The organism is Amycolatopsis albispora (genome assembly GCF_003312875.1).
Taxonomy (GTDB): domain Bacteria; phylum Actinomycetota; class Actinomycetes; order Mycobacteriales; family Pseudonocardiaceae; genus Amycolatopsis; species Amycolatopsis albispora.
This window is the reverse complement of sequence record NZ_CP015163.1, coordinates 4,864,535-4,891,293: the sequence shown is the minus strand read 5'-3', so window position 1 is coordinate 4,891,293 and position 26,759 is coordinate 4,864,535. Positions and strand designations below refer to the sequence as shown.

Here is a 26,759-nt window from a genome sequence, read left to right as displayed (position 1 = left end):
GTCAGTTTCCCTTGTCCCGGAACAGAGCTCCCAGCTCGGCGGACGCCACCGGGGCGCCGGCCTGGCGAAGACCTTCCCAGATGGTCACCTGGTTCGCGGTGAGAACCGGCTTTCCGAGCCGGTCCTCGATGGCGCCGAGCACGCCGAGCGTGCGCATCGCGGTGTCCGGCACGAGCACGGCGTCGGCCTCCGGGTGGTCGTGCGCGACCGCCAGCTCGACCACCGCCTCCGGGCTCAGCTCGCCGACCTCGGCCGCGGTGTCGATGCCCGCGCTGGACATGCTGAGCACCTCGACCCCGCCCGCGCCGAGGAACTCGACGAACAGCCGCGCGACGTCGTCGGGATAGCTGGCGGCGACGGCCACCTTCCGCACCCCGAGCGCCTTGGCCGCTTCGACGAACGCGAAGGAAGTGCTGGTGGACGGCACCCCGGCGACCTCGGCGAGCTGGTCGGCCTGCTTGCGCGCGCCCTCCCAGCCGTAGACGAAGCTGCCGCTCGTGCACGCCCACACCACGGCGTCCGGCTCGTGCTTGGCCAGCAGTCCGGCGCCTTCCTTCAGGCGCTCCGGGCTGCCGAGATCGAGCAGCTCCGGCACGGCGTGGAGGTCCGTGCCGTAGATGTGCTCGACCGGGAACCGCTGTCCGAGAAGGCGCTCGGCCAGCGGGTAGTCGTCCTCGGCCGCGTGGTCCGGGTAGATGAAGCCGATCGTGGTCAAGCTCGAGCACCTCCTGCAGATTGTCGACAATCCTAACGAACCACGCTACGAAACGTCACGCAACCACTTCCCGGGGCCGACGATCGGCAGGCCCATCCGCATCAGGCAGGCCCACATGGTGAGCTGGTTCGCGGTCAGCACCGGTTTGCCGAGCGCCGCCTCCAGCGGCTCGATCAGGTCGAAGGTGGGCAGGTTCGTGCAGCTGACGAACACCGCTTCGGCCTCGGAGTGGTCGGCGGCGAGGATGCGCTCGGCGATGGTCCGGTAGCTCACCTTCCAAATGCCGCCGCCGAGGCCGAGGTGGTCACTGGACACCGTTTTCACGTCCAGTTCGGCCAGGAAGTCGTGCAGCTTGCCGGTCAGGTCCTCGTCGTACGGCGTCAGCACGGAGACTTTGTGCAGGTCCAGGCGGTGCAGCACCTCGGCGAGCGCGCCGGAGGTGGTGACCGCGTCCGGCGCCCCGGCGTCGCAGATCGCCTTGCACAGCGAGCGCTCGTAGTCGATGCCGTTGACGAAGCTGCCGGACGTGCAGAGGTAGGCGACCACCTCTGGTTCCACGTGAAGCACGTCACGCGTGGCGGCCGCGAGGTGCTTGCTGTCGCTGACTAGTTGCGCCATCTCCATGCTCACCGGCACGGGTTCGTACGGCGTGCGGGCCAGGTGGAGGGAGACCTCCATCGGCACCCAGCGCCAGAGCTCGCGCTCCAGCGCGAGGTCGAACGGGGCGATCACCCCGATGCCCCGCTGCGCGAGCGGGCCGTCGAACACGGGCATTTCGAAATCCAAGGCCAAGCCTCCGCGGTGACGTCTTCAGGAATGCAGAGAGCCTCCGGGGTGGCTCCTCGGATTGTTGACAATCATACGACCGGCTCATACCGTGTCAACGGTGATCGGCACCCAATCCCCGGTGTTGGCGGTGCTGTGCGGCGACCAGCACCCCCCGGACATGGACAGCATCGAGCACGCGGCCGCGGTGCGTTACACCGACGAGGCGGGTTTAAAGAAGGCGTTACACGGCGCTGACATCCTCTTCGTCTACGACTTCCTGTCCACCGCCGTGCCCGGCGCGTGGGAGGCCGCGGACAAGCTGCGCTGGCTGCACATCGCGAGCGCCGGCGTGGATCCCGTGCTGTTCCCCGGCCTGCGCGAGAGCGACGTGGTGCTGACGAACTCGCGAGGCGTGTTCGACGACGCCATCGCCGAGTACGTGCTGGGTGTGGTGCTCGCCTTCGCCAAGGACTTCGCGCGGTCGCGGCAGCTCCAGCAGGAGCGGACCTGGCTGCACCGCGAGACCGAGCGGATCTCCGGCAGGCGCGCGCTGGTGGTCGGCACCGGGCCGATCGGCCGGTCGATCGCCCGCCTGCTGCGTGCCGCCGGGCTGTCCGTGGCCGGTGCCGGGCGCACGGCCCGCGAGTCCGATCCGGACTTCGGCGTGGTGCACGCGTCCGCGGAACTGACCACGCACCTCGGCGACTACGACTACGTGATCGCGGTGGCGCCGCTGACCGAGCAGACCAAGGGCATGTTCGACGCGCGGGCCTTCGCCGCGATGAAGCCCGGCGCGCGGTTCGTCAACGTGGGGCGGGGCGAGCTGGTGGTCACCGAGGACCTGATCGGCGCGCTGCGCGACGGCCGTCCGGCCGGGGCCGCGCTGGACGTGTTCGACACCGAGCCGCTGCCCTCGGACAGTCCACTGTGGACCATGGAGAACGTGTTGATCTCCCCGCACATGTCCGGGGACTTCATCGGCTGGCGCAACACGCTGGTCGAGGTGTTCGCCGCCAACTTCGAGCGGTGGCGCACCGGGCAGCCGCTTCGTAATGTCGTGGACAAGCGTTTGGGCTACGTGCCGTCAGGCAGCAACTGAGGAGGACCATGAACGAGTCGGGGACCCTGCTGACGGCCAGTGAGCTCGTCGCGGCCTACGGGTCCGGGGAGCTGTCGCCGGTGGAGGCGACCCAGGCCTCCCTCGATGCGATCGCCGAGCGGGACGGTGAGCTCAACGCGTACTGCCTTGTCGACGCCGATTCCGCGCTGGAACAGGCAAAACTGGCCGAGCAGCGGTGGCGCGAGGGCAATCCGATCGGCTGGCTGGACGGGGTGCCGACCTCGATCAAGGACATGTTCCTCACCCAGGGCTGGCCGACGCAGCGCGGTTCGCGGTGCATCGACCCGGCCGGCCCGTGGGAGGTCGACAGCCCGGTCACCGCGCGGCTGCGCGAGCACGGGCTGGTCCTGCTCGGCAAGACGACCACGCCCGAACTGGGCTGGAAGGCCGTCACCGACAACACGTTGAACGGCATCACCCGCAACCCGTGGGATCCGGCGCTCACCGCGGGCGGTTCGAGCGGCGGCAGCGCGGCGGCGGTCGCGGCGGGCATGGGTGAGCTGTCGGTGGGCACCGACGGCGGTGGCTCGGTGCGGATTCCGGCGTCGTTCTGCGGCATCGTCGGCTTCAAGCCGACGCACGGGCGGATTCCCCTGTATCCGGCGAGCCCGTTCGGGCCGCTGGGGCACGCCGGTCCGATGGCGCGCTCGGTCGATGACGTGGCGTTGCTGCTCGATGTGCTGGCGTTGCCGGATCACCGCGATCCGTCGGCGCTGGCGCCGCCGGTGAGTTCGTACCGCGAGGCGGTGCGGCGGGATGTGCGCGGGGTGAACGCGGCGTACTCGGCGAACCTCGGGTATGTGGACGTGGACCCGGAGATCGCGCGGATCACCCTGGCGGCGGTGGCCGCGGTGAACGAGGCGGGGTTGCGGATCGAGGAGACGGACCCGGGGTTCGCGGACCCGCTGGACGCGTTCGACGTGCTGTGGTCGACGGGGGCGGCGAAGTGGCTGGACACGTTCCCCGAGGGGTCGGCGGAGCTGATCGACCAGGGGCTGCGGCGGGTCTGGGAGCACGGGCACACGTTCTCCGCGGGCGACTACCTGGAGGCGAGCGCGGTGCGGGCCGCGCTGGGCATTCACATGGGCGAGTTCCACCTGCGGCACGATGTGCTGATCACGCCGATGATGCCGATCTCGCCGTTCGAGGCGGGGCACGATGTGCCGCCGGGGAGTTCGTACCAGACCTGGCCGGAGTGGACGCGGTTCACGTACCCGTTCAACCTGACGCAGCAGCCGGCGATCAGCGTGCCGATCGGGTTTACGGCGGCGGGTTTGCCGGTGGGGTTGCAGATCGTCGGGCCGCGGCATTCGGACGATTTGGTACTGGCGGTCGCGAAGCTGGTGGAAGAGGTCATTCCGCGGACTACGGATCGGCCAGCGGCGCCGCGCCGGTGACGTTTCCGCTGTAGGGCTCGGCGGGTGCCCCTTTGGTGGCTGACCTTCGGGCCTTTTCGCGGCGAGCCTCCCGCGGTGCCCCTCCCGCGGCGGACCTTCCACGGCGCCCCTTTCGCGGCGAGTCTTTCGCGCTGAGTCTTTTGCGGCGCCCTTTCGCAGCGGGCCTTCCGCGGGGACCTTCTGCGGCGCCCCTCCCGCGGCGGGCCTTCTGTGGCGACCCTTTTCGCGGCGGGCCTCTGCGGCGGCCTTCGCGGCAGGCCTTCTACAGCGGGCCTTGCACGGCGGCCTTCTGCCGTCCCTTCCGCGGCAAGTCTTTCGCGGTGAGTCTTTGTGGCGGCCCATTGGCGGCGAGGCTTTCGCGGAGGCTCTGGCGGAGTGGGCGCTTGGCGGCTTCGAGAGCGGTGCTCACTTCGGTGAGCATCGCTCTCTTTTCGGATCACGCGTCAGATACGAGATCGGGCTTCGCGAAAGTCTCCGCCGACGAGCGCGAGCCAGCAGCGCCAGGGCGGCGCCAGTGTCACGAATGTGGCTTTCGGGACGCCAAACGTCTCGAAAGCCACATTCGTGACACCGCCTAGTCCGCCCCCGGGATGAGCGGAGAGTGGCTACGGGGTCGGGGTGTGGTCGGTCGAAGGGATCGGGCCGGTGACGGAGGCGGGTTGCGCGGCCTTTCTCGTCAGCGATCGGATCTGCGCACTGCACAAAGCGAGAGCGGTGCTCACCAACACGAGCAGTGCTCCGGCCAGCAAAGTCACGTCCGCGCCGAAGCGCGCGGCCAGCGGCCCCGCGGCGATTTCGCCGACCGGCATGGCGATGAACGAGCCCAGCATGTCGTACGAGTAGACCCGCGCCAGTTTGTCCTCCGGAATGTTCTCCTGCAGGGAAACATCCCAAGCCACCACGAACTGCTCGATCGCGATCCCCGCCAGGAACATCGCCGCCAGCAAGGGCACCAGCGACGGCAGCTCCGCCAGCACCACCAGCGGCACCGCCTCGACGCTGATCACCGCCACCCCGATCAGCAGCGCCCGCCGCGGTTGCCACCTCGCGGCCAGCACCCCGCCGACGAACGCCCCCAGTGTTTCCGCCGCCAGCACAAAACCCCATCCCGCGCGCCCCACCGTGTCGTCGGCGACCTTCGGGCCGAGCACCGCGTGGCTCCCCATGATCACCGCGTTGACCACGGTGAACTGCGCCACCACCACCCACACCCACGACCGCGCGGTGAACTCCCGCCAGCCTTCGGCCAGGTCCTTCAGCGGGTTCGACCGCTCCTCGCGCACCCGCCGCACGATCCGGACCCCGCGATAACCCGCCGCCGACAACAGGAACACCACCGCGTTCACCGCGATGGCCCACCCCGCACCGACCCCGGCCGCCAGCACCCCGCCCAGTGCGGCGCCGATGATGCGCCCGGTGTTCGCGCCCATGCGCGCCAGCGCGTTCGCCGGCGTGAGCAGCGTCGCGGGCACGGTCTGCGGGGTCAGTGAAGCCGCGGCCGGCAGTGACATCGCGCTCACCGCGCCGTTGAGCGCGCTCAGCCCCAGCAACAGCGGGATCGACGCGAAACCGCCGAGCACGCTCGCCGCGATCAGGCCCTGGGTGAGCGCGGCGGCCACCCCGGTGCCCTGCAGGATCACCGCCCGCGGCAGCCGGTCGGCCAGCACCCCGCCGAACAGCAGCAGGATCACGTTCGCCAGCGACCGCACGCCGACCACCAGGCCGAGGTCGACCACCGAGCCGGTCAGGTCCAGCACCGCGAACGCCAGCGCCACCGGTGCGATCGCGTTGGCCAGTTCGGCGCCGGTCCGCCCGGCCAGCAGCCAGCGGAAACTGCGGTGCCGCAACGGTTCGCGCAGGCTCATGACGCGGTCATCTCGAACAGGGCGATGGTGGCGCTGACCCGTTGGGTTTCCGGCGTGCGTGGTGGGCGGGCGGCGTCGTGCAGCAGTTCGCCGAGTTCGTGCGCCAATCGCACGGCGCGTGCCCAGTCGTCGGGGCTCAGCCAGACTTCGGCGTCCGTGATGGCGGATCGGCCGGACGGCAAGCGGTGCTCGGTGCGCCGCCGCAACTCGCCGGCCAGCGCCTCGGCGAACAGCTGCTCGCCCTCGCGATCACCGTGGTCCCAGGCGGGTCCGCGGCCGGGGACGTGCCGGTAGCGCTTCGCCAGCCCGCCGTGGATGCGGACCTCCTCGGCGACTTCGAGCAGCCCCGCCTCGTGCAGCCGCCGCAGGTGGTAGCTCACGTTGGCCTGCGTCTCGTTCAGTTCACGAGCGGCTTCGGCGGCGCTCATCGCGGTCCCGGTGAGCAGCGACAGGATGCGCAGGCGCAGCGGGTGGGCGAGCACGCGCAGCTCCAGCAGCGGGGCCTTCTCCGGCATGCGACCGAGTGTCGGGCGGCGACCGCCAGCTGTCAAACACTTCTTTGGGGGTTGCGGCATGCGGGTGCGCCCCGCCTGTGTTTCGCTGGGCGCATGCGTACGACGACTTTGGGCAGGAGCGGGCTGGAGGTTTCCCGGATCGCGTTCGGGACCTGGCAGCTCGGTGGGGACTGGGGCGCGTTCGACGAGGACACCGCGATCGAGGCCATCCGGCACGCGCGCGAACTCGGCGTCAACTTCTTCGACACCGCACAGGGTTACGGCTTCGGCAAGTCGGAAGCCTTGCTGGGCAAGGCGTTGCGCGAGGAGCTGACCCGTGACCGCGACAGTCTGGTGATCGCCACCAAGGGCGGGATCTACCCGGGCGAGCAGCGCTCGCGTGACGCCGGACGGAAGTCGCTGCGCAGCGGCGTTGAGGAAAGCCTGCGACACCTCGGGCTGGACCACATCGACCTGTACCAGGTGCACTGGCCCGATGCCGACACCCCCGCGGAGGAAACCGCGTCGGCGCTCCAGGAACTGGTGGACGAGGGCAAGATCCGGCACGCCGGAGTGTCCAATTACGACACTCGGCAGCTGGCCGCCTTCGACGCGACGCGGCCGGTCGAGACGCTCCAGCCGCCGTACCACCTGTTCCGCCGCGCGATCGAGCAGGATCCGATGCCGTACGCGCGCGAGCACAACATCGGCGTGCTCGCCTACAGCGCGCTCGGCAGCGGCCTGCTCACCGGTGCGCTCACGCCGGACAGCACCTTCGACAGCGACGACTGGCGTTCCAAGTCGTCCGCGTTCCAGGGCGAGAACCTGCGGCGCAACCTGGAAGTGGTGGACCGGCTCAAGGAGTTCGCGGCCACCAAGAACATCACGGTCAGCCAGCTGGCGATCGCCTGGGTGCTCGCGCAACCCGGTGTGCACGTGGCGATCGTCGGTGCCCGCAAGCCGAAGAACATCTCCGAGAGCCTGGCCGCCGCGGACGTCGACCTGAGCGCCGCGGACCTGGCCGAGATCGAGCGCCTCACCGCCGGCGCCGTGCAGGTCGAAGGCGCCAATCCGGAGGGCGTCGCCTAGAGGTCCAGCAGTGTGCCGTCGAGCGGCAGTTCGGCGCCGGCGGCCAGGATTTCCTTGTGTTCCGGGGAATCCGGGGCGAGCGCGGGATTCGTGTTGTTGAGGTGCGTGTAGGCCCAGCGTGGTCCCGGGCGGTCGCGGATGCGGGCGAGGCTGCCGTCCGCGCCGGAGATCGGTACGTGCCCCATGGCGCGCTGCGCCTGGGTGCCGACTCCGGCGCGGGTCGCCCCGGACATCTCGTCGGCGCCGTAGAAGGTGCCGTCGAGCAGCACGTAGTCGGCACCGTCGGTGAACTCGTCGAAGCCGGGCGGCCAGGCCGCCAGGCAGGGCGCGTAGACGAACACACCACCGGTGGCCGGGTCCTCGATCCGGTAGGCGACCACCCAAGGGCCGTCCATAGTGGAATCACGCGCGTACTTCGGCTTCTTGTCGCTGACCGGCAGCGCCGACACCCGCAGGCCGCCGATTTCCGGTGCCACCGGGGAAAACCGCCAATCCCCGTAGCGGCCAACGGGTAACGCGCCGCGCATCGCGTGCAGCGCGGCGTCCGGTCCCCAGACGCCGAACGACGGCGCTTCGCGCAGCATGACCAGCCCGAGCGTGTGGTCCAGCTCGGCGTCGGTGATCAGCGCACCACGCAACGGTGTCTCGCGTGGCCCTGGCCCGGCTCGCAACACGGGCGAGCCGAGGATTTGCGCGCGGATGTCCGGCGACGCGTTGAGCAGGTACCAGCCGCGCCCGTCCGCGCTGATCGCCACGCAGTCCTGCGTCCGATGTGGAGCGTCCGAAGTGCACAACGAGCATGCGCAGTTCCATTGCGGGAAACCGCCTCCGGCGGCGGTGCCGAGCAGCAGGACCTTCATCGTGCCACCCGCCGCATGACCAGCTCCGGCTCGACCGCCGGTGGTGGCGCGGCCAGGATGAGGTCGACCAGCTCGCGGTCCGGCGAGCGCGAGCAGACCGGATCGGTGGCCGCCGCGTCCCCGGTCAGCAGGAAGGCCTGGCAGCGGCAGCCGCCGTGGTCGGCGCCGCGCCGGTCGCACGAGCGGCAGGTCTCGCTCATCCAGTCCTCACCGCGGTAGGCGTTGAACGAACTCGAGCGGTACCAGATGTCGTGCAACGGTTTCCGGGTGACGTTGTCCAGTTCGAGCGTGGTGATCGCGGTCGCCGCCGGGCACGGCAGCACGTCACCGTCGGGCGCCACGGTCAGCTGCCGCGCGCCCCAGCCGTACATGCACGGTTTCGGGTACGGCTCGTAGTAGTCCGCGACCACGTAGATGACCTCCATCGCGCCACGCAGGCGCTCGGTGGCGGCGCGCACGACCGGTTCGGCGGCCGCGAGTTGCTCACGCGTCGGCATCAAGGCGGTCCGGTTCTTCAGCGCCCAGCCGTAGTACTGCGTGTTCGCCAGTTCGAGCCGGTCGGCGCCCATGCGTTCGGCGAGTGCGATGATCCCGGCGAGCTGGTCGTGGTTTTGCTTGTGCAGCACCACGTTCACGCTCAGCGGCAGCCCGGCGCGCTTGATCAGCGCGGCGGCGGTGAGCTTGTGCTCGTGTGCCCTGGTGCCCGCGAGCCGGTCCGCGCGCTCGGCGTCCGCGCCCTGCACGGACAGCTGGATGTGGGCCAGGCCGCGGTCGGCGAGGTCGTCGAGCCGCTTTTCGGTCAGCCCGAGACCGCTGGTCACCAGGTTGACGTAGCAGCCGAGTTCGCTGGCGTGCGAGACGAGTTCCGGCAGGTCGGGCCGCGCCAGCGGCTCACCGCCGGACAGGTGCACCTGCAGCACGCCCAGCTCGCGTGCCTGTGACAGCACGGAAAGCCACTGGCCGGTGTCGAGTTCGCGCTCCCTGGTGACCAGCTCGATCGGGTTGGAGCAGTACGAGCAGTGCAGCGGGCAGCGGTGGGTCAGCTCGGCCAGCATGCCCAGTGGTGGCTCCGCGGGCTTCACAGCCATTCGACCACCCGCCGTTCCACCAGGCGTGACAGCACACCGTTCACGTCCGCCTCCTGCACCCCGCGGTAGTGCTTGCCGAGCGCCGCGGTGATGTCGGCGACCGTGCTTTCGCCGTCGCACAGCTCGAGCACGGCGGCGGCGGTTTTGTTCGGCACCAGCACACCTTCCGGGTAGAGCAGCACGTGCGTCTCGCGAACCTTGTCGTAGGTGAGCCGGACACCGCGGCGCAGACGGGGTTTCACGCTCACTCCTTGGCCGCGGCGCGTTCGATGGCGTCCAAGATGGACCACAGCACGTCGCACTTGAAGGAGAGCGCGGCGATCGCGGCCTCCTGCTGGGCGCGGGTCTCGCAGTGGCGCAGCACCAGGTCCACAGTGGCCTGTCCCTCGCCGGAGACGGCGTCGATGCGGTTGGTGAAGTAGGCCAGGTCGGTGCGGTTGATCCAGGCGTAGTTCGCCAGCATGTCGGCCACGCGGCGTTTCATCAGATGACCGGAGAACATCTCGGTCAGGCCGGAGGCCACCGCTTCCACCCACGGTTTTGTCCTGGCGAAAGTGACATAGGCGTCCACGGCGAATCGCACACCGGGCGCGACGTGCCGCTCGTCCAGCACTTCCTCGCGGCTGAGACCGACCGCCTCGCACAACCGCAGCCAGCGCTCGATACCGCCCTCACCCGCGGTGGCGCCGTCGTGGTAGACCAGCCGGGGGAGCCACTGCCTGCGTACCTCGGGCAGCGGGCAGTTGCTGATGATCGCCGCGTCCTTCTGCGGGATCATGCGCTGGTAGTACCAGCGGTTCGCGGCCCAGATCCGCAGTTCGCGCTCGGACAGCTCACCGGCGTGCATCCGGTGGTGGAACGGGTGGGTGCCCCAGTACCGGTGGGACAGTCCACGCAGGGCGGCGGCGAACTCTTCGTGGCTGAGCGGCGCGCTCATGGCGGACCTCCTGGTCGTCGAGGCGCTGGCGAACCGGACGGGGGCCGCGCGGGCCCCCGCCCGCCCGTGCTTATTCCATCCGGGCCGCGTAGGCCGTGACTTCCATCGGGGTCTCGTACTCCACGAAGTCCGGAGTGGTCCAGACCTCGGTAGCGGTTTCGATCATGCTGACTCCTCGGATCACTGACGACCGGGCAAGACGACCCTAGAAGCGCCGCCCGACGGAAATCTAGGGAAGTCGGCTAATTTCTGACTTGCCCCAAGCCATCGTCCCGCTGATGGAGTAGTAAAGCCGCGCTGTCCTCACCCAGGGTGAGAAGAAATGATCCGACGACTCAGGCGACCGCGCTCTCCAGTTCGGCCAGCGCGGTGTCCAGGTGGGTGAGGATGCGCTGCAGGTGCGGCACGCTGCGGCGGCAGCCGGTGATGCCGAAGTCGAGGTTGTCGCCGTTGCTGGTCAGCGTGATGTTCAGGGCCTGCCCGTCGAGCAGTACCGAGGCCGGGTAGACCCCGTCGAGCTGCGCGCCGTTCCAGTACATGGTCTTGCGCGGGCCGGGCACGTTCGAGATCACCAGGTTGAACGGCGGGCGCGTGTTGTTGACGAAGCCGGGGATGGTGGACGCGCCCAGCGGGGCCACGTTGATGCCGGACAGGATGAGCGCCTGCACCGGGGTGAGGTCTTTGAAGATCCGCTTGGCGTTCCGCATGGACTGGTGGATCAGCTTGAGCCGCTCGGCCGGATCGCTGCGGTCGGTGGCCAGGTTGCACAGCAGCGCGCCGACCGCGTTGCCCGAGCTGGCGCCGGTTTCGACCGGTTTGCGCATGGACACCGGCACCATCGCGACCATCGCGGTGTCCGGCAGCGCCCGCTGCTCGATGAGGTAGTCACGCAGGGCGCCGGAGCACATCGCCAGCACCACGTCGTTGCGGGAGACACCGGCCGCGGTGGCCACCTGGCGCACGCGGTCGAGCGACCACGACTGCGCGGCGAACCGCCGCGCACCACCGATCGGCACGTTGAGCATGGTCTTCGGGGCCTGCGTCGGCAGGGTCAGGCTGTGCTCGCGGAAGGCTTCGGTGGCCACCTTCACCGCGGCCCCCGGCAGCTTCGCCAGCTGGCTGAGCGACTGGCGCGCGCCGGTGAGCAGCGAGACCGGGTCGCGGCGGCTGCGTCGCACGCCCTTTGTCGCTGCCGGCCCGCCCCACGGCGGCGGAGAGTCACGCTCGTCCGGGCTCTCGCTGAGCGTCGCCTGCATCTGGCGGAGCGCGGAAACCCCGTCCATCAACGCGTGGTGCACCTTGCTGTACATCGCGAACCGGTCGTCCCGCAAGCCCTCCACCAGGTGGACTTCCCACAGTGGACGGTGCCGGTCGAGCAGCGTGCTGTGCCAGCGGCCGGTCAGTTCGAGCAGCTCGCGGATGCGGCCCGGCTGCGGCAGCGCGGAATGCCGGAAGTGGTAGTCGAGTTCGAGTTCGACGTCCTCGGCCCAGGCGGCGTAACCCATGGTGTTCACCGGGCGGGCGGGACGGCGGCGGAAGGCGCGGCGGACCTCGGAGCGGTCGAGCAGCCTGCGCCGGATTTCGCTGAGGTAGTCCGGCCCGGCGTCTTCGGGTTTGCGGAACAGCTGGAGGCCGCCGACGTGCATCGGGTGCTCGCGGGATTCCACCATCAGGAACATCGAGTCGGTGATGGGCATCAGCGGCATTTCCGGCCCCCTTTCGTCGAGCACCCACGGGGTGGGTTCCACCGGAGGGCCGAGTCTACGCACGGTTCGCCGTGAGGAAAGCCCTCAACGAAGGGATCTACCCTGCGTACATGGCGAAGCTGCCCGAAGAGGCCGGCGTGGTGGTCGTCGGCGGCGGGGTGATCGGGACGAGCTGCGCGTTCCACCTGGCCGAGGCCGGGGTGGACGTGCTGCTGCTGGAACGCGGCGCGCTGGGCGCCGGCTCGACGGCGAAGGCGGCGGGCGGGGTGCGGTCCTCGTTCACCAGCCGGGTCAACATCGAGCTGGGCCTGCGCGGGCTGGCCGAATTCGAGCGGTTCCCCGCGCGGTTCGGCCAGGAGATCGACTTCCGGCGCGACGGTTACCTCTACCTGATCACCGACCCGGCCGACCTGCCGCGGTTCGAAGCGGGCGTGGCGTTGCAGAACTCGTTCGGCGTGGCGAGCCGCGTGGTCGAACCGGCGGAGGCGAAGCAGCACAACCCGCTGATCTCGGTCGACGGTGTGCACGCGGCGGTGTGGTCGCCGGGTGACGGGCGCGCGACGCCGGACGCGGTGGTGCAGGGGTACGCGCGGGCGGCGCGTGCGCTCGGCGCGACGTTGTGCACCGGCGTGGAGGTGGACGGGATCGAGCGCGACGGCGACCGGATCCGCGCGGTCCGGACCACCGCGGGAGTGGTCCGGACCGGGGTGGTGCTGTGTGCGGCCGGGGCCTGGTCGGCGCGCATCGGTGCGCTGGCGGGCTGCCCGCTGCCGGTCCGGCCGGAACGACGGCAGGTGGTGTTCACCGGTCCCGTGCCGGGGCGGCCGGATTCGGTGCCGCTGACGGTGGAAATGCCCTCGGCGTTCTACCTCCACCCCGAGGGCGACGGGCTGGCCTTGTCGTTCCCCGGCACGCCGGAGGCGGACTTCGACACGCGGTACGAGCCGGGGGAGTGGCTGCCGGCGCTGGCCGAACTGGTCGAGCGGCGGGCGCCGTCGGTGCTGGACGCGGGCATCCGCGCGGCCTGGGCGGGGTTGTACGAGATGACGCCGGACCGGAACCAGGTGGTCGGCGAGGCGGCCGGGGTGTCGCGATTCCTGTACGCCACCGGGTTTTCCGGCCACGGGTTCCAGATGGGCCCGGCGGTGGGCGAGGTGATGCGGGACCTCTACCTGGGACGGGCGCCGTCGATCGACGTCTCCACGCTGGACGTGCGCCGCTTCGACGGCGGCGGAACCGGCGGCGGGGAGCACAACATCGTCTAGCTGGGGTGTTCAATCGTTGAACGATCTCGTAGGCTGTGCCGGTGCCGGTAGTCAGCCATGCCAAGCCGAAGTCCGGGGCCGACCGGCTCGCCGACGCACTGGGGGAACTGGGCGTTCAGGTCGCCTTCGGCCTGCCGGGGGTGCACAACCTGCCGATCTGGGAAGCACTGGCGGACACCGGGATCCAGCTGATCGGCGTCCGCCACGAGCAGACCGCCGCGTACGCCGCCGACGGGTACGCCCGCGCCACCGGCAAGCTCGGCGTGGCGATCGTGACCACCGGGCCCGGCGCGGCGAACACGCTGGCCGCGGTCGGCGAGGCGCAGGCCTCCGGCTCGCCGGTGCTGGTCGTCGCCACCGACATCCCGTCCACGCTGCGCCGTCCCGGCATGGTGCGCGGGGTGCTGCACGAGACCAGTGACCAGGCCGCGTTGTTCGCGCCGCTGACCAAGGCGCAGTACACCGCCGGCGGCACGGGGGAGATCGCCGGCACCGCGCTCACCGCGGCCCGGCTGGCGCTGCGGCCGCAGAGCGGCCCGGTCTACCTGGGCATTCCGACCGACTTCCTGTCCGCCACCGCCCAGCGCGTTCCCGATACGCCGGACCGCACGCCCGTCGCCGAGCCGCTCGACCTGGGGCGCGCGCGGGAGTTGTTCGAGCGCGCCGAGCGGCCGCTGATCTGGGCCGGTGGTGGCGCGTTGCGCGCGGGTGCCGGGGCGGTCATCGGTGAGCTGGCGGAGAAACTCGCCGCGCCGGTGCTCACCACCTTCGCCGCGCGTGGCCTGCTCCCGCCCGAACATCCTTGCCTGGCCCCGAATTCGGTGCACGCCCCGGAGGTCGGCGCGCTCTGGGACGAGGCCGACCTGGTGCTCGGCGTCGGCACCGACTTCGACGGGCTGATGACGCAGAACTGGCTGATGCCGCAACCGCCGACGCTGGTCACGGTCAACGTCGACGCGGCGGACGCGGCGAAGAACTACCAGCCGGACCTGAACCTGGTCGGGGACGCCCGCACGGTGGTCACCGCGCTGCTCGGCGAGCTGCCGCCCAAGGAAGGCCTGGACAAGCTCACCGCGCGCCTGCGGCGGATGAGCGCGGCCGTGCGCCGCCGCATCCGCGAGGACGAGCCGCAGGCCGCCGACTTCCTCGGCACACTGGAGGAAGTGCTGCCGGAGGACACGATCCTGGTCTCGGACATGTGCATCGCGGGGTACTGGATCGGCGGTTTCCACCGCATTCCGGCGCCACGCAAGCTGGCCTACCCGATGGGCTGGGGCACGCTCGGCTTCGGCTTCCCGGCCGCGATCGGCAGTGCGGCGGCGGGCGCGGGCCGCGCGGTGTGCATCACCGGCGACGGCGGTTTCCTTTACGGCTGCGGTGATCTGGCCACCGCCGCGCAGGAGAACCTGCCGGTCACCGTGGTCGTGGTGGAGGACGGCGGGTACGGCATGCTGCGGTACGACCAGACGCACAGCGGCCTGCCGCACCGCGGGGTGGACCTGGTCGGTCCCGACTTCGTCGCGCTGGGCAAGTCGTTCGGGATCCGCGCCGAGCGGGTCAAGGGCTTCGGCCGCGCCTTCCGGCGGAAGCTGGGCGCGTTCATCCAGGCCGACGAACCGAACCTAATGGTGGTCGAGGCGGCCATGCGACCCCCGCTGAACACCTCACCACGCTGGTACCGGAAGGAGCGGTGATGGCACTGCGGGTTGGCGTGGACATCGGTGGCACGTTCACCGATCTGTGCGTGCTGGACGACTCCGGGGTGGTGGCCATCGGCAAAACGCTGACCACCCACGACGAACCCGCCCGCGCGGTCGGTGAGCTGCTGACCGCGACGCTGACCCAGCCGTCCCAAGTGGACAAACTGGTGCACGGCACCACGCTGGTCACCAACGCGCTGATCGAGCGCAAGGGCGCGAAGCTGGCGCTGCTGGCCACCGAGGGGTTCCGCGACGTGCTGGAGATGCGCCGCGAACACCGCTACGAGCTGTACGACCTGGAAATCGAACTGCCCGAGCCGCTGGTGCCGCGGCACCTCCGGTTCGACGTGCCGGAACGGATCCTGGCCGACGGCAGCGTGCGCACCCCGCTCGACGAGGACCACGTCGCGCGGCTCGGCACCGAGCTGGCCGAGCGCGGTATCGAAGCGGTGGCCATCTGCTTCCTGCACTCCTTCACCAATCCCGAGCACGAACGCCGCGCGCGGGACGTGCTGGCCGAGGTGGCGCCGGGGCTGCGAGTCGCGCTGTCGTCGGAGGTGGTGCCCGAGATCCGCGAGTTCGAGCGCGCCTCGACCACCGCCGCGAACGTGTACGTGCAGGACCTGACCGAGCGCTACCTGCGTGACCTGGAGCAGCGGGTGCACCGCGCCGGCATCGGCCCGGCACCGCACATCATGCTGTCCAACGGCGGAATAGCCACAGTGGACACGGCCGCGCGGTACCCCATCCGCATCCTCGAATCCGGCCCGGCCGGCGGGGCGCTGGCGGCCTCGGCGTTCGGGGCCGCCGCCGGTGAGGCGGACCTGCTCGCCTTCGACATGGGCGGCACCACGGCGAAGCTGTGCATGATCTCCGGTGGCGCGCCGCTGGTCACGCACGAGTTCGAAGTGGACAGGGTGTACCGGCTGCTGCCGGGCTCCGGGCTGCCGGTGAAGGTGCCGGTGACCGACATGATCGAGATCGGCGTCGGCGGCGGCTCGATCGCCCGCATCAACGCGCTCGGTCTGCTCACCGTCGGCCCCGATTCGGCGGGTTCCGAGCCGGGACCGGTCTGTTACGGCCGTGGTGGCACCGAGCCCACGGTCACCGACGCCGACCTGGTCCTCGGTTACCTGGACCCGGGTTACTTCCTCGGCGGGGAGATGGCGCTCGACCTGGAGGCGGCTCGCGCGGTCATCCGCGAGAAGATCGCCGGACCGCTGGGCGTCGGCCTGGCCGAGGCGGCCTACGGCATTCACGCGCACGTCAACGAGGACATGGCCAACGCCGCGCGGGCGCACGCGGTGGAACGCGGCAAGGACCCGGCGCGGCTGCCGATGTTCACCTTCGGCGGTGCCGGGCCGGTGCACGGCGTGGGTGTCGCGCGGGCGCTGGGCGCGCGCCAGGTGGTGGCCCCACCGGCCGCGGGCGTGATGAGCGCGGTCGGTTTCCTCACCGCGCCACTGGCCTTCGACTTCGTGCGGACCTCGCGCGCCGGGGTGGACGAGCTGAGCTGGTCCGAAGTGGACGCCCTGTTCGCCGAAATGGAGCGCGAGGGCGAGGAACTGCTGAAAGCGTCCGGAGTGGACATAGTGACGCACAGCCGGATCGCCGAGATGCGGTACCAGGGCCAGGGGTACGAGATCCGGGTGCCGGTGCGCCGGGGGGAGTGGCCCGCCTCGCTGGTGAACGACTTCACCGAGACCTACCGCGAGCTGTACCGGCGCACCGGGCCGGACGTCGGCGTCGAGGTGCTCAACTGGCGGGTGGTCTCGTCGGGGCCGGTGCCGCGGGTGAACCTCCGGCTGAACGTCGAACCGGGCGAGGGCGAAGCCCGCAAGGGCAGCAGGCAGGCGTACTTCCCGGGTGGATTTGTCGACACCGCCGTGTACGACCGCTACCTGCTGAAGTCCGGCGACCGGATCGACGGCCCGGCGATCATCGAGGAACGCGAGTCCACTTTGGTCATACCGCCAGGCGCGAGCTGTACCGTGCGCGCCGACGCGAGCCTGGTGGTGACCCCGTGAGCGTGGACCCGATCCTCGTCGGCGTGATCGGCAACCGGCTGCACTCGATCCTCGCCGAGCAGCAGAACGCACTGGTCAACACGGCCTTTTCGGCGGTGGTCCGTGAATCGCTCGACCTGGCGTGCGCGGTGTTCGACTCCCGCGGCGAGATGATCGGGCAGTCGGTCGGCGGCACGCCCGGTCACATCAACGCGATGGCCACCGGGATGCACCACTTCGTCGCCGCCTTCCCGCCGGAGCGGCTCGAACCGGGCGACGTGCTGCTCACCAACGACCCGTGGCAGACGGCGGGCCAGATCAACGACATCACCGTGGCCACCCCGGTGTTCCACCGCGGCCGGGTGATCGCCTGGTTTGCTTCGTGCTGCCACGCGCCGGACATCGGCGGTCGGCTGGTTTCGGCCGAGGCGAACGAGGTGTTCGAAGAGGGCCTCCGGCTGCCGATCATGAAGTTCCTCCGCGCCGGCGAGGTGAACGCCGAGCTGGAGGCGATCATCCGCGCCAACGTGCGCACGCCGGAGGAAACCATCGGCGACCTGTACGCGCAGGTCGCGGGCAACGAGGTCGGGGCGGCGAGCCTGGTGCGCCTGGCGGAGGAGTACGGCCTGGACTCGATCGACGAGATCGCCGCGGAGATCATGAACCGGTCCGAACGGGCGCTGCGCGACGCCATCGCCGCGCTGCCGGACGGCACCTTCCGCAGTGAGCTGCGCACCGACGGCTTCGGTGACGAGGAGGTACGGCTCAAGGTCGCGCTGACCGTGCGCGGTGAGGACATCGACATCGACTTCGCCGGTTCGTCGCCGCAGAGCAGGCACGGCATCAACGTGGTGCTCAACTACACCAGGGCGTACGCCTCCTTCGCGGTGAAGGCGGCGATCGCGCCGGAGGTGCCGCACAACGCGGGCTCGTTCCGGCCGGTGCACGTGACCGCGCCCGCCGGTTCGGTGCTGAACTGCCTGCCGCCCGCGCCGGTCGCCTCGCGGCACCTGATCGGCCACTTCCTGCCGTCGCTGCTGATCGGCGCGCTGGACGGGCGGATGGCGCACAGCGCGGACGCGCTGTGGATGACCATCTGGCGTGGACGGTCCGAACCGGACGGTCGCGAGTTCATGCTGAACGTCTTCCAGACCGGCGGCATCGGGGCCAGGACCACCAAGGACGGGCTGAACACCACGGGCTTCCCCAGCGGCCTGCGCGCCACGCCGACCGAGGTGATCGAGACCATGGCGCCACTGGTCCAGACCCGCCGGGTGCTGCGCACCGACTCCGGTGGCGCGGGCACCTACCGCGGTGGTCTCGGCCAGTCCACCACGGTGGTGGCCCGCGGGAACATTTCCTGGAGCGTCAACGGAAACGTGGACCGGACCACCGCACCGGCGACGGGTGTCCACTGTGGACACGACGGAGCGCCCGGCCGGTTCGGTCTCGCCGACGGCACGGCCCTGCCCGGCAAGCGCCGCGTGCAGCTGGCGCCCGAAGCGGAGGTGGACGTGGTGCTGCCGGGCGCCGGTGGTTACGGCGACCCACGCGAACGCGACCCGGAACGCGTGCTGGCGGACGTGGTCGACGGGTACGTGTCGATCGAAGCAGCCCGCGAGGTCTACGGGGTGGAAATCCGTTACACCGGCAGGCCGGACGCGCTGGTCCGGCTGCCCGCCGACTACCAGATCGTGGAAAGGGACTGACATGGGGCGCATGGACAACAAGGTCGTGGTGGTCTTCGGCGGGGCACGCGGGATCGGCCTGGCCACGGTGAAGGAGTTCCTCGCCGAGGGCGCGGTCGTGCGGTCGAGCGACATCCGCGAACCGGCCGAAGACCTCGGGCACGAGAACTTCACGCACACCGAAGTCGACGCCACCGACGAGAGCGCCGTGCAGTCCTTTGTGGAGCAGGTGCTCGGCGAGCACGGCCGGATCGACGTGTTGTTCAGCAACGTCGGCATCCACCTCGGCAAGCCGCTGCCGGAAACCACGCTCGCCGAGTTCGACCACATCTTCGCGGTCAACGTGCGCACCGCCTTCCTGGCCGCCCGCGCGGTGCTGCCGCACATGATCGCCGCCAAGGCGGGCAGCATCGTGCTCACCTCGTCGAACGGCGGCATGATGGGCCGCCCGGCGGATCCGGTCTACAACGCCACCAAGCACGCGCTGGTCGGGCTGGCGAAGTCGCTCGCGGTGGCACACGCGCACCTCGGCATCCGGGTCAACACCGTCAATCCCGGCGCGATCGACACCGACATGCTGCGCAGCACGCTGGCGTCGCCCGACGAGTTCGAGGCCAAGCAGCACGCGCTGACCGCGAGCACGCCGGCCGCGCGGGTCGGGGAGGCGTGGGAGGTGGCGAAGGCGGTGCTGTTCCTGGCCAGCGACGAATCGCGGTTCGTCAACGGTGCCGTGCTCCCGGTGGACGGCGCGAAGGCGGCCGGGGCCATGCCCGGCAACCGGTACTCGCTCGATTTCGAGCTGGGCGTCCGATGACCAGCGGTGATCCGTCGGCGGTGCTCGCGGGCGACCGCGGCACGCTCGCCAGGGCGGGCACCGCCGAACGGGTGGCCCAGATCCTGCGTCAGCGCATCACCGAGGGCGTTTTCCTGCCGGGGACACGGCTTTCCGAGCCCGCGATCAGCGGCGCGCTCGGTGTTTCGCGGAACACGCTGCGCGAGGCGTTCCAGTTGCTGGCGCACGAGCGGCTGGCCGTGCGGGAGCTGAATCGCGGCGTGTTCGTCAGCGTGCTGACCGCGCCGGACATCGAGGACCTGTACCGGATCCGGCGCATGGTCGAGTGCGCGGCCGTGCGTGAGGCAGCCGATCGCGAGGACCTGGTGCTCACCGGGCTGGAGGCCGCGCTCGCCGAAGGCAAGCAGGCCGCGCTCGACGAGGACTGGCGGGCCGTCGGCACCGCGAGCATCCGCTGGCACCAGGCGCTCTGCGAGCTGTCCGGCAGCGACCGCGTCGCGGGCACCATGCGGCAGGTGCTGGCCGAAACGCGTTTGTTCTTCGTGCTGACCGAAAGCACACAGGCGTTCTTCGAGCCGTACCTGGCGCGGCACGAGAAGATCATCGGCCACCTCCGGCGACGCCGGTTCGACCTGGCCGAGCAGGCACTGGAACGCTACCTCCGCGACGCCGAGCGCCAGCTGCTCGCCGCGTACCACCGAAGGGAGACCCGATGACCGCACCTCGGTTCTTCGACGCCGCCGAGATCGGCGCGCTGCTCGGGATCGACGCGGCGATCGAGTCGCAGCGGCGCGCCTTCCGCGCGCTGGGCGAGAAAACCGCCGTGCTGCCGCCGAAAACCCATGTGCCCGGGCCCGGTGGCGCGCTGGCGCTGGCCTATCCGTGCCGGTTGTCGCCGGACACCGGCCCGGTGTGCAAGTTCCTCAGCTTCAACCCCGGCAACGCCGAACACGGGCTGCCCAGCATCCACGGCGTGATCACCGTGCTGGACCCGGAAACCGGGGTGCCGGTGGCGGTGCTGGACGGTGCGGCGGTGACCACCATCCGCACCTCGGCGGCCAGCGCGGTCGCGGCCGACCTGCTGGCGAACCCGGATGTCACCGAGCTGGCCGTGCTGGGCACCGGGGTGCAGGGCGTGGCGCACGTCCGCGCGATCGCCGCTGTGCGTCCACTGAGGACAGTGCGGATGTACAGCCCGGGCGAGGAACACCGGACGAGGGCGGCGCGTGAGCTGTCCGCGGAACTCGGCCTGCCGGTGGTCGCGGCGGAGGACGCGGAGAGCGCGGTGCGCGGGGCCGGGATCGTGGCGTTGTGCACGGTCAGCACCGAACCGGTGATCCGGCGGGAGTGGCTGGCCGAGGGCTGCACGGTGCTCAGCATCGGGTCCTTCGAACCGCACCGGCGGGAGGTCGGCCGGGACGTGGTGGAGGCGGCCGCGGCCGTGGTGGTCGACCACCGCGAGACCGCGCGGTCGCACGCCGGGCCGATCGTGGACGCGCCACTGGCCGAGCCGGAACTGCAGGAACTCGGCGAGGTACTGGTCGGCACCGCACCGGGACGGCGGAGCCCGGCGGACCTGGTCTATTACAACAGCACCGGGGTCGGTGTCCAGGACGCCGCAGCCGCGTGGGCCGTCCTCGATCGCGACCGGGGTTAGCGGATGTCACGAATGTGGCTTTCGAGACCTCTCGCGTCTCGAAAGCCACATTCGTGACATGGGCAGGTATCCCGCCGAGAACCTGCGGCGGCGCGAGCCGGCGGGGTTAGGGTGCGAAGCGCAGGCACCGGACAGACAAGGGAGTTCGCTCGATGCGTGACGTGATCTATGTCGACGGCAAGTGGGTTGCTTCGGCCGGTTCGGCGACCATCGACGTGGTCAACCCGGCGACCGAAGAGGTCATCGACCGGGTGCCCGAGGGGACCGCGGCCGACGTGGACGCCGCCGTCGCGGCCGCGCGCCGGGCGTTCGAGAGCTGGGCCGCCACCCCCGCTGAGCAGCGGTGCGGGTACCTCGGCCGGCTCGCGGCCAAGCTGAAGGAACGCAACCAGGTGATCGCCGAGACGATCACCGCGGACATGGGCGCGCCGGTCAAGATCGCGCAGAAGGTGCAGGCCGGGCTGCCCGCGGTGGTGGCGGGCAGCTACGCCGACCCGGCGATCGTGCCGGAGCGCGGTGAGGAGGTCGGCAACTCCCTGATCGTGCGTGAGCCGATCGGCGTGGTCGGTGCGATCACGCCGTGGAACTACCCGCTGCACCAGATTGTGGCGAAGGTCGCACCCGCGCTCGCGGCCGGTTGCACGGTGGTGCTGAAGCCGAGCGAGGTGGCGCCGCTCGCGGCCTACCTGCTCACCGAGATCTTCGACGAGATCGGCCTGCCGCCCGGGGTGTTCAACCTGGTCAGCGGCACCGGGCCGGTGGTCGGCGAGGCCATCGCGGCACACCCGGACATCGACATGGTCACCTTCACCGGGTCCACCCGGGCCGGCTCGCGGGTCTCCGAGGTCGCCGCGCAGACGGTCAAGCGGGTCGCGCTGGAACTGGGCGGCAAGTCGCCGAACGTGATCCTGCCCGACGCCGACCTGCCCACCGCGGTCAAGGCCGGGCTGAGCAACGTCTACCTCAACAGCGGGCAGACCTGCACCGCGCTGACCAGGATGATCGTGCACCGCGACCAGCGTGACGAGGTGGTCGGCCTGCTCGCGGACGGGGTGGCGAAGTTCTCCGTCGGCGACCCGTCCGACGCGGCCACCAAGCTCGGGCCGCTGGTCTCCGCCGCCCAGCGCGACCGCGTGCGCGGTTACATCCGGCAGGGCATCGAGGAGGGCGCGACGCTGGTCGCCGGTGGCCCGGACGCGCCGGAGGGCCTGGACAAGGGCTACTATGTGCGGCCGACCGTGTTCGCCGACGTCACCCCGGAGATGACCATCGCGCAGGAGGAGATCTTCGGGCCGGTGCTCTCGGTGCTGACCTACGAGACCGAGGACGAGGCGGTGGCCATCGCGAACAACACCCAGTACGGCCTGGCCGCCGCGGTCTGGGCCGGGGACGCCGAGCACGCCACCGCGGTCGCCAGGCGCATCCGCGCCGGGCAGGTCGAGGTGAACGGCGGCGCGTTCAACCCGATGGCGCCCTTCGGCGGGTACAAGCAGTCCGGCAACGGACGCGAGCTGGGCCGGTTCGGGCTGGAGGAGTTCCTCGAGACCAAGGCGATCCAGCGCTGATGCGGCCGCTGGACGGCCTCCGCGTGGTCGATCTGTCCCGCATTCTCGCCGGGCCGTACTGCACGCAGTACCTCGGCGAGATGGGGGCCGAGGTGATCAAGGTCGAACCACCGGGACACGGGGACGACACCCGGAACTGGGGTCCGCCCTTTGTCGGCGCCAGTGACGAGGCGGTCTACTTCCTCGCGGCGAACCGGAACAAGCGCGGCATCGTGCTCGACCTCAAGAGCGAGCGCGGCCAGGAGGCCGTCCGGCGGCTGGTGGCGCGGGCGGACGTGCTGGTGGAGAACTTCCGCCCCGGCACGCTGGAGCGCTGGGGGCTCGGCTACGACACCCTGTCCGAGCTGAACCCCCGGTTGATCCACGTGTCCATCACCGGTTTCGGCCAGACCGGCCCCTACCGGGACCGGCCCGGTTACGACCTGATCGCGCAGGGCATGGGCGGCGTGATGGGGCTGACCGGCGAGCCCGACGGCCCGCCGGCGAAGGTCGGCCTGCCGGTGGCCGACCTGAACGCGGGCACCTGGGCAATCATCGGCGTGCTGATGGCCTTGCAGGCCAGGCATTCCACCGGCCGCGGGCAGTACCTCGACGTGTCCCTGATGGACGCTCAGCTCGCCTGGCACATCTACGCGGCGGGCGCGTATTTCTACGACAAGAAGCGGCCGGAGCGGATGGGCTCGGCGCATCCGAGCATCGTGCCGTACCAGGCATACCCGACCGCCGACGGCTGGCTGAACGTCGCCGTGGGCAGTGAAAAGCTGTGGCGTGCCTTCCGCGAACTGCTCGGCCTCGCCGACGATCCGCGCTTCGCCACGAACGCGCTGCGGGCCGAGCACCGGGACGAGCTGAACGAGCGGATCACCGCGGTGATGCGCACGCGCCCGAGCGCGGAATGGCTGAAGAAGTTCGACGAGACCTCCATTCCGGCCGGTCCGATCAACACCATCGACGAGGTGTACGAGGACCCGTGGGCGGAGGAACGCGAGCAGATCGTCCGGCTGCCGCACCCGAGCGTGGGCACCTACTACGGCACGGGATTCCCGGTGAAGGCCTCGGAAACCCCGGCGGCGCCCAGTTCCGCGCCACCGCTTCTGGGCCAGCACACCGCCGAGGTGCTGGCCGAACTCGGGTACAGCGAAGCGGAAATCGCCGACTTCACCGGATGAGACCGTCCAATTCGGACGTAAGGGCGTCGATGGAGACCAGGTGTTCCTCGGCCGTGCGCACGATCGCGGCGCAGGCCTCGTGCACCACCTCGGCCGGTTCCGGGGTGAGGTCGCCGTCGAGCACCAGCACGCACGCGGGATCGGCCTGGACGGCGACCTCCACCGCGTACCGGGCCGCCGCGCGGGCGAGCAGGTCGAGCTGGTCGGCGACCCGCAGCCCGGCCAGCACGGTCCGCTCGATCGCCTCCCGTTCGTCCCGGTAGGCGCCGGCGAGCGTGCCGCGCTCGCCGAACCCGGCGCGGATGCGTGCCTCGCCGTAGTCGGCGTTGGCCTCCGCCAGCGGTTTCTGCGCGATGCGGGCCCGCTCGACCATGCCACGCAAGGCGGCGGGTGCGCAGTCGGTGTACCGCAGCGCGTCCAGCGGATCGGGCGCGTGCAGCACCTCCGCCGCGGCCCGCAGCCGGACCAGGTGCCCGGCCGCGGCCCGCAACTCGGGGTGCATGAAAACCATCGGGGCTCGCTCAGGCGTAACGCAGCACGCGGCCGTCGGCGGCGTCGCGCACTTCGTCCGCCTCCCGCTCGGTGAGCTCGGCCAGCGCGCGCATTTCGGCGGCACGGGTGCGCAGCGCGGCGTTCCACGTCTCCGCGAGCCGCCGCGCCTGCGCGGAGATGCCGAAGGGCGGTCCGCCGGTCAGCGGATCCGGTTCCTCGCGGCCCAGCTCGATCACGCCCGCGGCGAACCGGCCCGTTTCCGCGGCGTCCTCCATCATCGCGGCGGCCTGCCCCAGCCTGTTTGCGCTCATCGGCACTCCTCGCTCCCGGATACTGGATACGACGTGCGACCGCCCCGCCGGTTCCGTCGGCCCGACCATGACAAGAGCCACGGAACCCGGTGCGGGGCAAGAACGTTGACCACTGGTTACAGCGTGAACTGGGTGTAGGCGTCCTGGATGCGCTGCGCGTGCGACTGGAGCACGGTGATCGCGGTGCGCTTGGCTTCGTCGCCGATGCGAGCGGCCGGGCCAGCCACGGTCAGTACCGTGGCGCGCTGACCCGGCACCCGCACCGGCACGGAGCACGACCAAACGCCCTCGTCGACCTCGCCCCAGCTGACCGCGTACCGGTTCTGCTCGGCGCGCTTCAGCTCCTCGCGCAGGCTGCTGCCACGACGGGCGACCACCTCGGCGAGCCGCCGGCTGCGCTCCGGCTCCGGCAGGCTGGCCAGCAGCATCTTGCCCGAGGAACTGACCCCCAGCGGGACCGAATGGCCCGGCTGGAAGGTGAACCGCATGGCCTGGTCGCATTCGACGCGTTCCGCGCAGACCGCCGCGTCCCCGAAGTGCTGGAACAGCAGCACGGTCTCCCGCAGTTCGCGGGCCGCCTCCTCCATCACCGGCCGGGCCAGCCTGGCCAGGTCGTTCGCCACCTGCGCGGCCCGCGCCAGCGGCATCACCTGCGAGGTGACGTGGTAGCGGCCAGCCCGGCCCTCCTCGAGCAGCTGGAGTTCCTTGAGCAGGGCCACGTACCGGTAGGTGGTCGCGATCGGGGTGCCCGCCAGCGCGGCCAGTTCGGCCACGGTGGCCTCCGGCCGTCGCTCGGAGAACGCCAGCAGCAACTGCAGCACCTTGCGGGAACTGCTCGCCCCCGGTGTCCGCTTGGCGGTCATCGCCCCATAGTTGATCAACTTCCGGACGGCCGCAACCGGCTGATCGTCGCTAGTCGCAGATGACGTCGTCGACGAGGTCCTTGGCGACCTGGTTGCCCGGGCCGCCGAAGTCCTGGGTGGACATCGACACCACAACCCCGCGGCGGCCGTCACCGCTGTAGCCGTTGCGCGTGGCGAAACCGTGGATGTCACCACCGTGCGACCACGACAGCTCCCCGCAGCTCAGCGGCGTGCTGCTGATCCCGAGGCCGTACGCGCTGCCCGGATCGGTCTCCTGCCAGGTCTTGGCGGGCACGGTCCTGCGCATTTCGGCGAATTCGGCCGGCCGCAGCAGCTTGCCGCCGAGCAGGGCCCGCCAGAACCGGCTGAGGTCGTCGGTGGTGGTGATCATGTCGCCCGCCGCGCCCGCCCAGGTCGGGCTCAGCTCCGTGGTGTCGACCACCTTCGTGGTGCCCGGCCAGACGGTGTAACCGTGGGCATGCGGGTGCGCCAGCCCGGTCCGGGCGCCGGGGGAGTAGGTGTCGCGCAGGCCCAGCGGGACCAGGATGCGCGAGCGGACCTCTGCCGCCCACGGATTGCCGGTCAGCTTCTCGATCACCATCCCGGCCAGCAGGTAGTTGGTGTTCGAGTAGTTCCAGCTGGTGCCGGGCGCGAACTCCGGCGGCTTCGCCATGGCGTCCTTCACCAGCTGCGCTGGGTCCGCTTCTTCGAACCGGTGCTCGAGGAAGTCCTGCTCGGTGGCCACCGGCAGGTCGGCGGTGTAGTTGTGCAGGCCGCTGGTGTGCTGGAGCAGCTGGCGCACGGTGATCTGGTCACCGCCGGGGCTGGTCACCACGCCGGGCAGCAGGTCGGCGACCTTGTCCTCCAGCGAGAGCCTGCCCTCGCCGACCAGCTGGAGCACCACCACCGCGACGAAGGTCTTGGTGTTGCTGCCCATCCGGAACCGGCCGTCGCGCGGGACCGGTTTCGAGGTGCCCACCTCGGCCACCCCGGAGCGCGCGGTCAGCCTCCGGTGACCGGTGTCGGCCTGTGCCTGCACGCCGACGACCCCGGCGTCGCGGATGGCGTCGAGGCTCTTCTGCAGCTCGGCCCGGTGGTAGCCGGGCGTGGCCGCCAGTGCCGGTGCGGCGGCGGTGACGGTGAGCGCGGTGATGACGGCTGCTGTGCTGATTCGTGTTCCTCGCATGAGGAAAAAGTTATTGCCGGCGCGC

At 70.7% G+C, this 26,759-nt stretch carries 26 protein-coding genes; 12 read left to right on the top strand and 14 right to left on the bottom strand.

Annotated features, from left to right (window positions below; genetic code table 11):
* Position 1: 1 nt before the first annotated feature.
* Both A4R43_RS23000 and A4R43_RS22995 read right to left on the bottom strand, forming a co-directional pair.
* On the bottom strand, positions 2–715 hold the full coding sequence (locus tag A4R43_RS23000) for a maleate cis-trans isomerase family protein (RefSeq protein WP_113694234.1): 714 nt from the start codon (positions 713–715) through the stop codon (positions 2–4).
* A gap of 45 nt (positions 716–760) precedes the next feature.
* Positions 761–1,489 carry a maleate cis-trans isomerase family protein gene (locus A4R43_RS22995; RefSeq protein WP_418190744.1) on the bottom strand — a complete coding sequence of 243 codons (729 nt, stop codon included), beginning with the start codon at positions 1,487–1,489 and terminating at the stop codon, positions 761–763.
* A 172-nt stretch (positions 1,490–1,661) separates the two neighbouring features.
* On the opposite strand from A4R43_RS22995, the gene A4R43_RS22990 reads away from it, so the two are divergent.
* Complete coding sequence (locus A4R43_RS22990) at positions 1,662–2,582, top strand: D-2-hydroxyacid dehydrogenase (protein WP_113697813.1); 921 nt, start codon at positions 1,662–1,664, stop codon at positions 2,580–2,582.
* A gap of 8 nt (positions 2,583–2,590) precedes the next feature.
* The gene (locus A4R43_RS22985; protein ID WP_113694232.1) at positions 2,591–4,000 is read left to right on the top strand and encodes an amidase; all 1,410 of its coding nucleotides are present in this window, start codon (positions 2,591–2,593) and stop codon (positions 3,998–4,000) included.
* Positions 4,001–4,605: 605 nt separating this feature from the next.
* On the opposite strand, the gene A4R43_RS22980 is transcribed toward A4R43_RS22985, so the two are convergent.
* Positions 4,606–5,865 (bottom strand): MFS transporter, encoded by a 1,260-nt coding sequence (locus A4R43_RS22980; protein ID WP_113694231.1) that lies wholly within the window; start codon positions 5,863–5,865, stop codon positions 4,606–4,608.
* A complete protein-coding gene (locus A4R43_RS22975) occupies positions 5,862–6,380 on the bottom strand; it encodes an ArsR/SmtB family transcription factor (RefSeq protein WP_113694230.1) in 519 nt (172 codons plus the stop codon). Before A4R43_RS22975 ends, A4R43_RS22980 begins: the two co-directional genes overlap by 4 nt.
* 93 nt (positions 6,381–6,473) lie before the next feature.
* Between A4R43_RS22975 and A4R43_RS22970 the strand changes: the two genes are divergently transcribed.
* Positions 6,474–7,448 carry an aldo/keto reductase gene (locus A4R43_RS22970; protein ID WP_113694229.1) on the top strand — a complete coding sequence of 325 codons (975 nt, stop codon included), beginning with the start codon at positions 6,474–6,476 and terminating at the stop codon, positions 7,446–7,448.
* On the opposite strand, the gene pqqB is transcribed toward A4R43_RS22970, so the two are convergent.
* The 6 genes from pqqB to A4R43_RS22940 all read right to left on the bottom strand — a co-directional run bounded on the left by pqqB (position 7,445) and on the right by A4R43_RS22940 (position 12,039).
* Positions 7,445–8,308: a pyrroloquinoline quinone biosynthesis protein PqqB gene (gene pqqB, locus A4R43_RS22965; RefSeq protein ID WP_113694228.1), complete on the bottom strand. Its 864-nt coding sequence runs from the start codon at positions 8,306–8,308 to the stop codon at positions 7,445–7,447. The two genes, A4R43_RS22970 and pqqB, sit on opposite strands and share 4 nt — an antisense overlap.
* Positions 8,305–9,396: a pyrroloquinoline quinone biosynthesis protein PqqE gene (gene pqqE / locus A4R43_RS22960; protein ID WP_113694227.1), complete on the bottom strand. Its 1,092-nt coding sequence runs from the start codon at positions 9,394–9,396 to the stop codon at positions 8,305–8,307. Before pqqE ends, pqqB begins: the two co-directional genes overlap by 4 nt.
* The gene (gene pqqD, locus A4R43_RS22955; RefSeq protein ID WP_418190743.1) at positions 9,387–9,638 is read right to left on the bottom strand and encodes a pyrroloquinoline quinone biosynthesis peptide chaperone PqqD; all 252 of its coding nucleotides are present in this window, start codon (positions 9,636–9,638) and stop codon (positions 9,387–9,389) included. The genes pqqE and pqqD overlap by 10 nt, the downstream gene beginning before the upstream one ends.
* Positions 9,639–9,640: 2 nt before the next feature.
* On the bottom strand, positions 9,641–10,333 hold the full coding sequence (gene pqqC / locus A4R43_RS22950; RefSeq protein WP_113694225.1) for a pyrroloquinoline-quinone synthase PqqC: 693 nt from the start codon (positions 10,331–10,333) through the stop codon (positions 9,641–9,643).
* Positions 10,334–10,403: 70 nt separating this feature from the next.
* Positions 10,404–10,499: a pyrroloquinoline quinone precursor peptide PqqA gene (pqqA, locus tag A4R43_RS22945; RefSeq protein WP_113694224.1), complete on the bottom strand. Its 96-nt coding sequence runs from the start codon at positions 10,497–10,499 to the stop codon at positions 10,404–10,406.
* Between the two features lie 169 nt (positions 10,500–10,668).
* Entirely contained in the window at positions 10,669–12,039 is a 1,371-nt protein-coding gene (locus tag A4R43_RS22940) for a WS/DGAT/MGAT family O-acyltransferase (protein WP_113694223.1), read from the bottom strand.
* Between the two features lie 110 nt (positions 12,040–12,149).
* Between A4R43_RS22940 and A4R43_RS22935 the strand changes: the two genes are divergently transcribed.
* The 9 genes from A4R43_RS22935 (at position 12,150) to A4R43_RS22895 (ending at position 23,882) form a co-directional block, all read left to right on the top strand.
* On the top strand, positions 12,150–13,304 hold the full coding sequence (locus A4R43_RS22935) for an NAD(P)/FAD-dependent oxidoreductase (RefSeq protein ID WP_113694222.1): 1,155 nt from the start codon (positions 12,150–12,152) through the stop codon (positions 13,302–13,304).
* 41 nt (positions 13,305–13,345) lie between these two features.
* Complete coding sequence (locus A4R43_RS22930; RefSeq protein WP_113697812.1) at positions 13,346–14,998, top strand: thiamine pyrophosphate-binding protein; 1,653 nt, start codon at positions 13,346–13,348, stop codon at positions 14,996–14,998.
* Complete coding sequence (locus A4R43_RS22925; RefSeq protein WP_162788559.1) at positions 14,995–17,031, top strand: hydantoinase/oxoprolinase family protein; 2,037 nt, start codon at positions 14,995–14,997, stop codon at positions 17,029–17,031. The genes A4R43_RS22930 and A4R43_RS22925 overlap by 4 nt, the downstream gene beginning before the upstream one ends.
* Positions 17,028–18,719, top strand: coding sequence for a hydantoinase B/oxoprolinase family protein (locus A4R43_RS22920; RefSeq protein ID WP_113694221.1), 1,692 nt, complete (start codon positions 17,028–17,030; stop codon positions 18,717–18,719). Before A4R43_RS22925 ends, A4R43_RS22920 begins: the two co-directional genes overlap by 4 nt.
* A gap of 1 nt (position 18,720) precedes the next feature.
* Positions 18,721–19,512, top strand: a complete 792-nt coding sequence (locus A4R43_RS22915; protein WP_113694220.1) for an SDR family NAD(P)-dependent oxidoreductase — start codon at positions 18,721–18,723, stop codon at positions 19,510–19,512.
* On the top strand, positions 19,509–20,207 hold the full coding sequence (locus tag A4R43_RS22910; protein ID WP_113694219.1) for a GntR family transcriptional regulator: 699 nt from the start codon (positions 19,509–19,511) through the stop codon (positions 20,205–20,207). Before A4R43_RS22915 ends, A4R43_RS22910 begins: the two co-directional genes overlap by 4 nt.
* Entirely contained in the window at positions 20,204–21,148 is a 945-nt protein-coding gene (locus A4R43_RS22905; protein ID WP_113694218.1) for an ornithine cyclodeaminase family protein, read from the top strand. The genes A4R43_RS22910 and A4R43_RS22905 overlap by 4 nt, the downstream gene beginning before the upstream one ends.
* A 152-nt stretch (positions 21,149–21,300) precedes the next feature.
* Positions 21,301–22,713 carry an aldehyde dehydrogenase family protein gene (locus A4R43_RS22900; protein ID WP_113694217.1) on the top strand — a complete coding sequence of 471 codons (1,413 nt, stop codon included), beginning with the start codon at positions 21,301–21,303 and terminating at the stop codon, positions 22,711–22,713.
* A complete protein-coding gene (locus tag A4R43_RS22895) occupies positions 22,713–23,882 on the top strand; it encodes a CaiB/BaiF CoA transferase family protein (RefSeq protein ID WP_113694216.1) in 1,170 nt (389 codons plus the stop codon). The genes A4R43_RS22900 and A4R43_RS22895 overlap by 1 nt, the downstream gene beginning before the upstream one ends.
* On the opposite strand, the gene A4R43_RS22890 is transcribed toward A4R43_RS22895, so the two are convergent.
* The 4 genes from A4R43_RS22890 to A4R43_RS22875 form a co-directional block, all read right to left on the bottom strand.
* Positions 23,872–24,393: a hypothetical protein gene (locus A4R43_RS22890; RefSeq protein ID WP_113694215.1), complete on the bottom strand. Its 522-nt coding sequence runs from the start codon at positions 24,391–24,393 to the stop codon at positions 23,872–23,874. The two genes, A4R43_RS22895 and A4R43_RS22890, sit on opposite strands and share 11 nt — an antisense overlap.
* Before the next feature lie 10 nt (positions 24,394–24,403).
* Positions 24,404–24,685 (bottom strand): hypothetical protein, encoded by a 282-nt coding sequence (locus A4R43_RS22885; RefSeq protein WP_113694214.1) that lies wholly within the window; start codon positions 24,683–24,685, stop codon positions 24,404–24,406.
* 116 nt (positions 24,686–24,801) lie between these two features.
* Complete coding sequence (locus A4R43_RS22880) at positions 24,802–25,548, bottom strand: IclR family transcriptional regulator (RefSeq protein WP_113694213.1); 747 nt, start codon at positions 25,546–25,548, stop codon at positions 24,802–24,804.
* 49 nt (positions 25,549–25,597) lie between these two features.
* Positions 25,598–26,734, bottom strand: a complete 1,137-nt coding sequence (locus A4R43_RS22875; protein ID WP_113694212.1) for a serine hydrolase domain-containing protein — start codon at positions 26,732–26,734, stop codon at positions 25,598–25,600.
* Positions 26,735–26,759 lie beyond the last annotated feature (25 nt).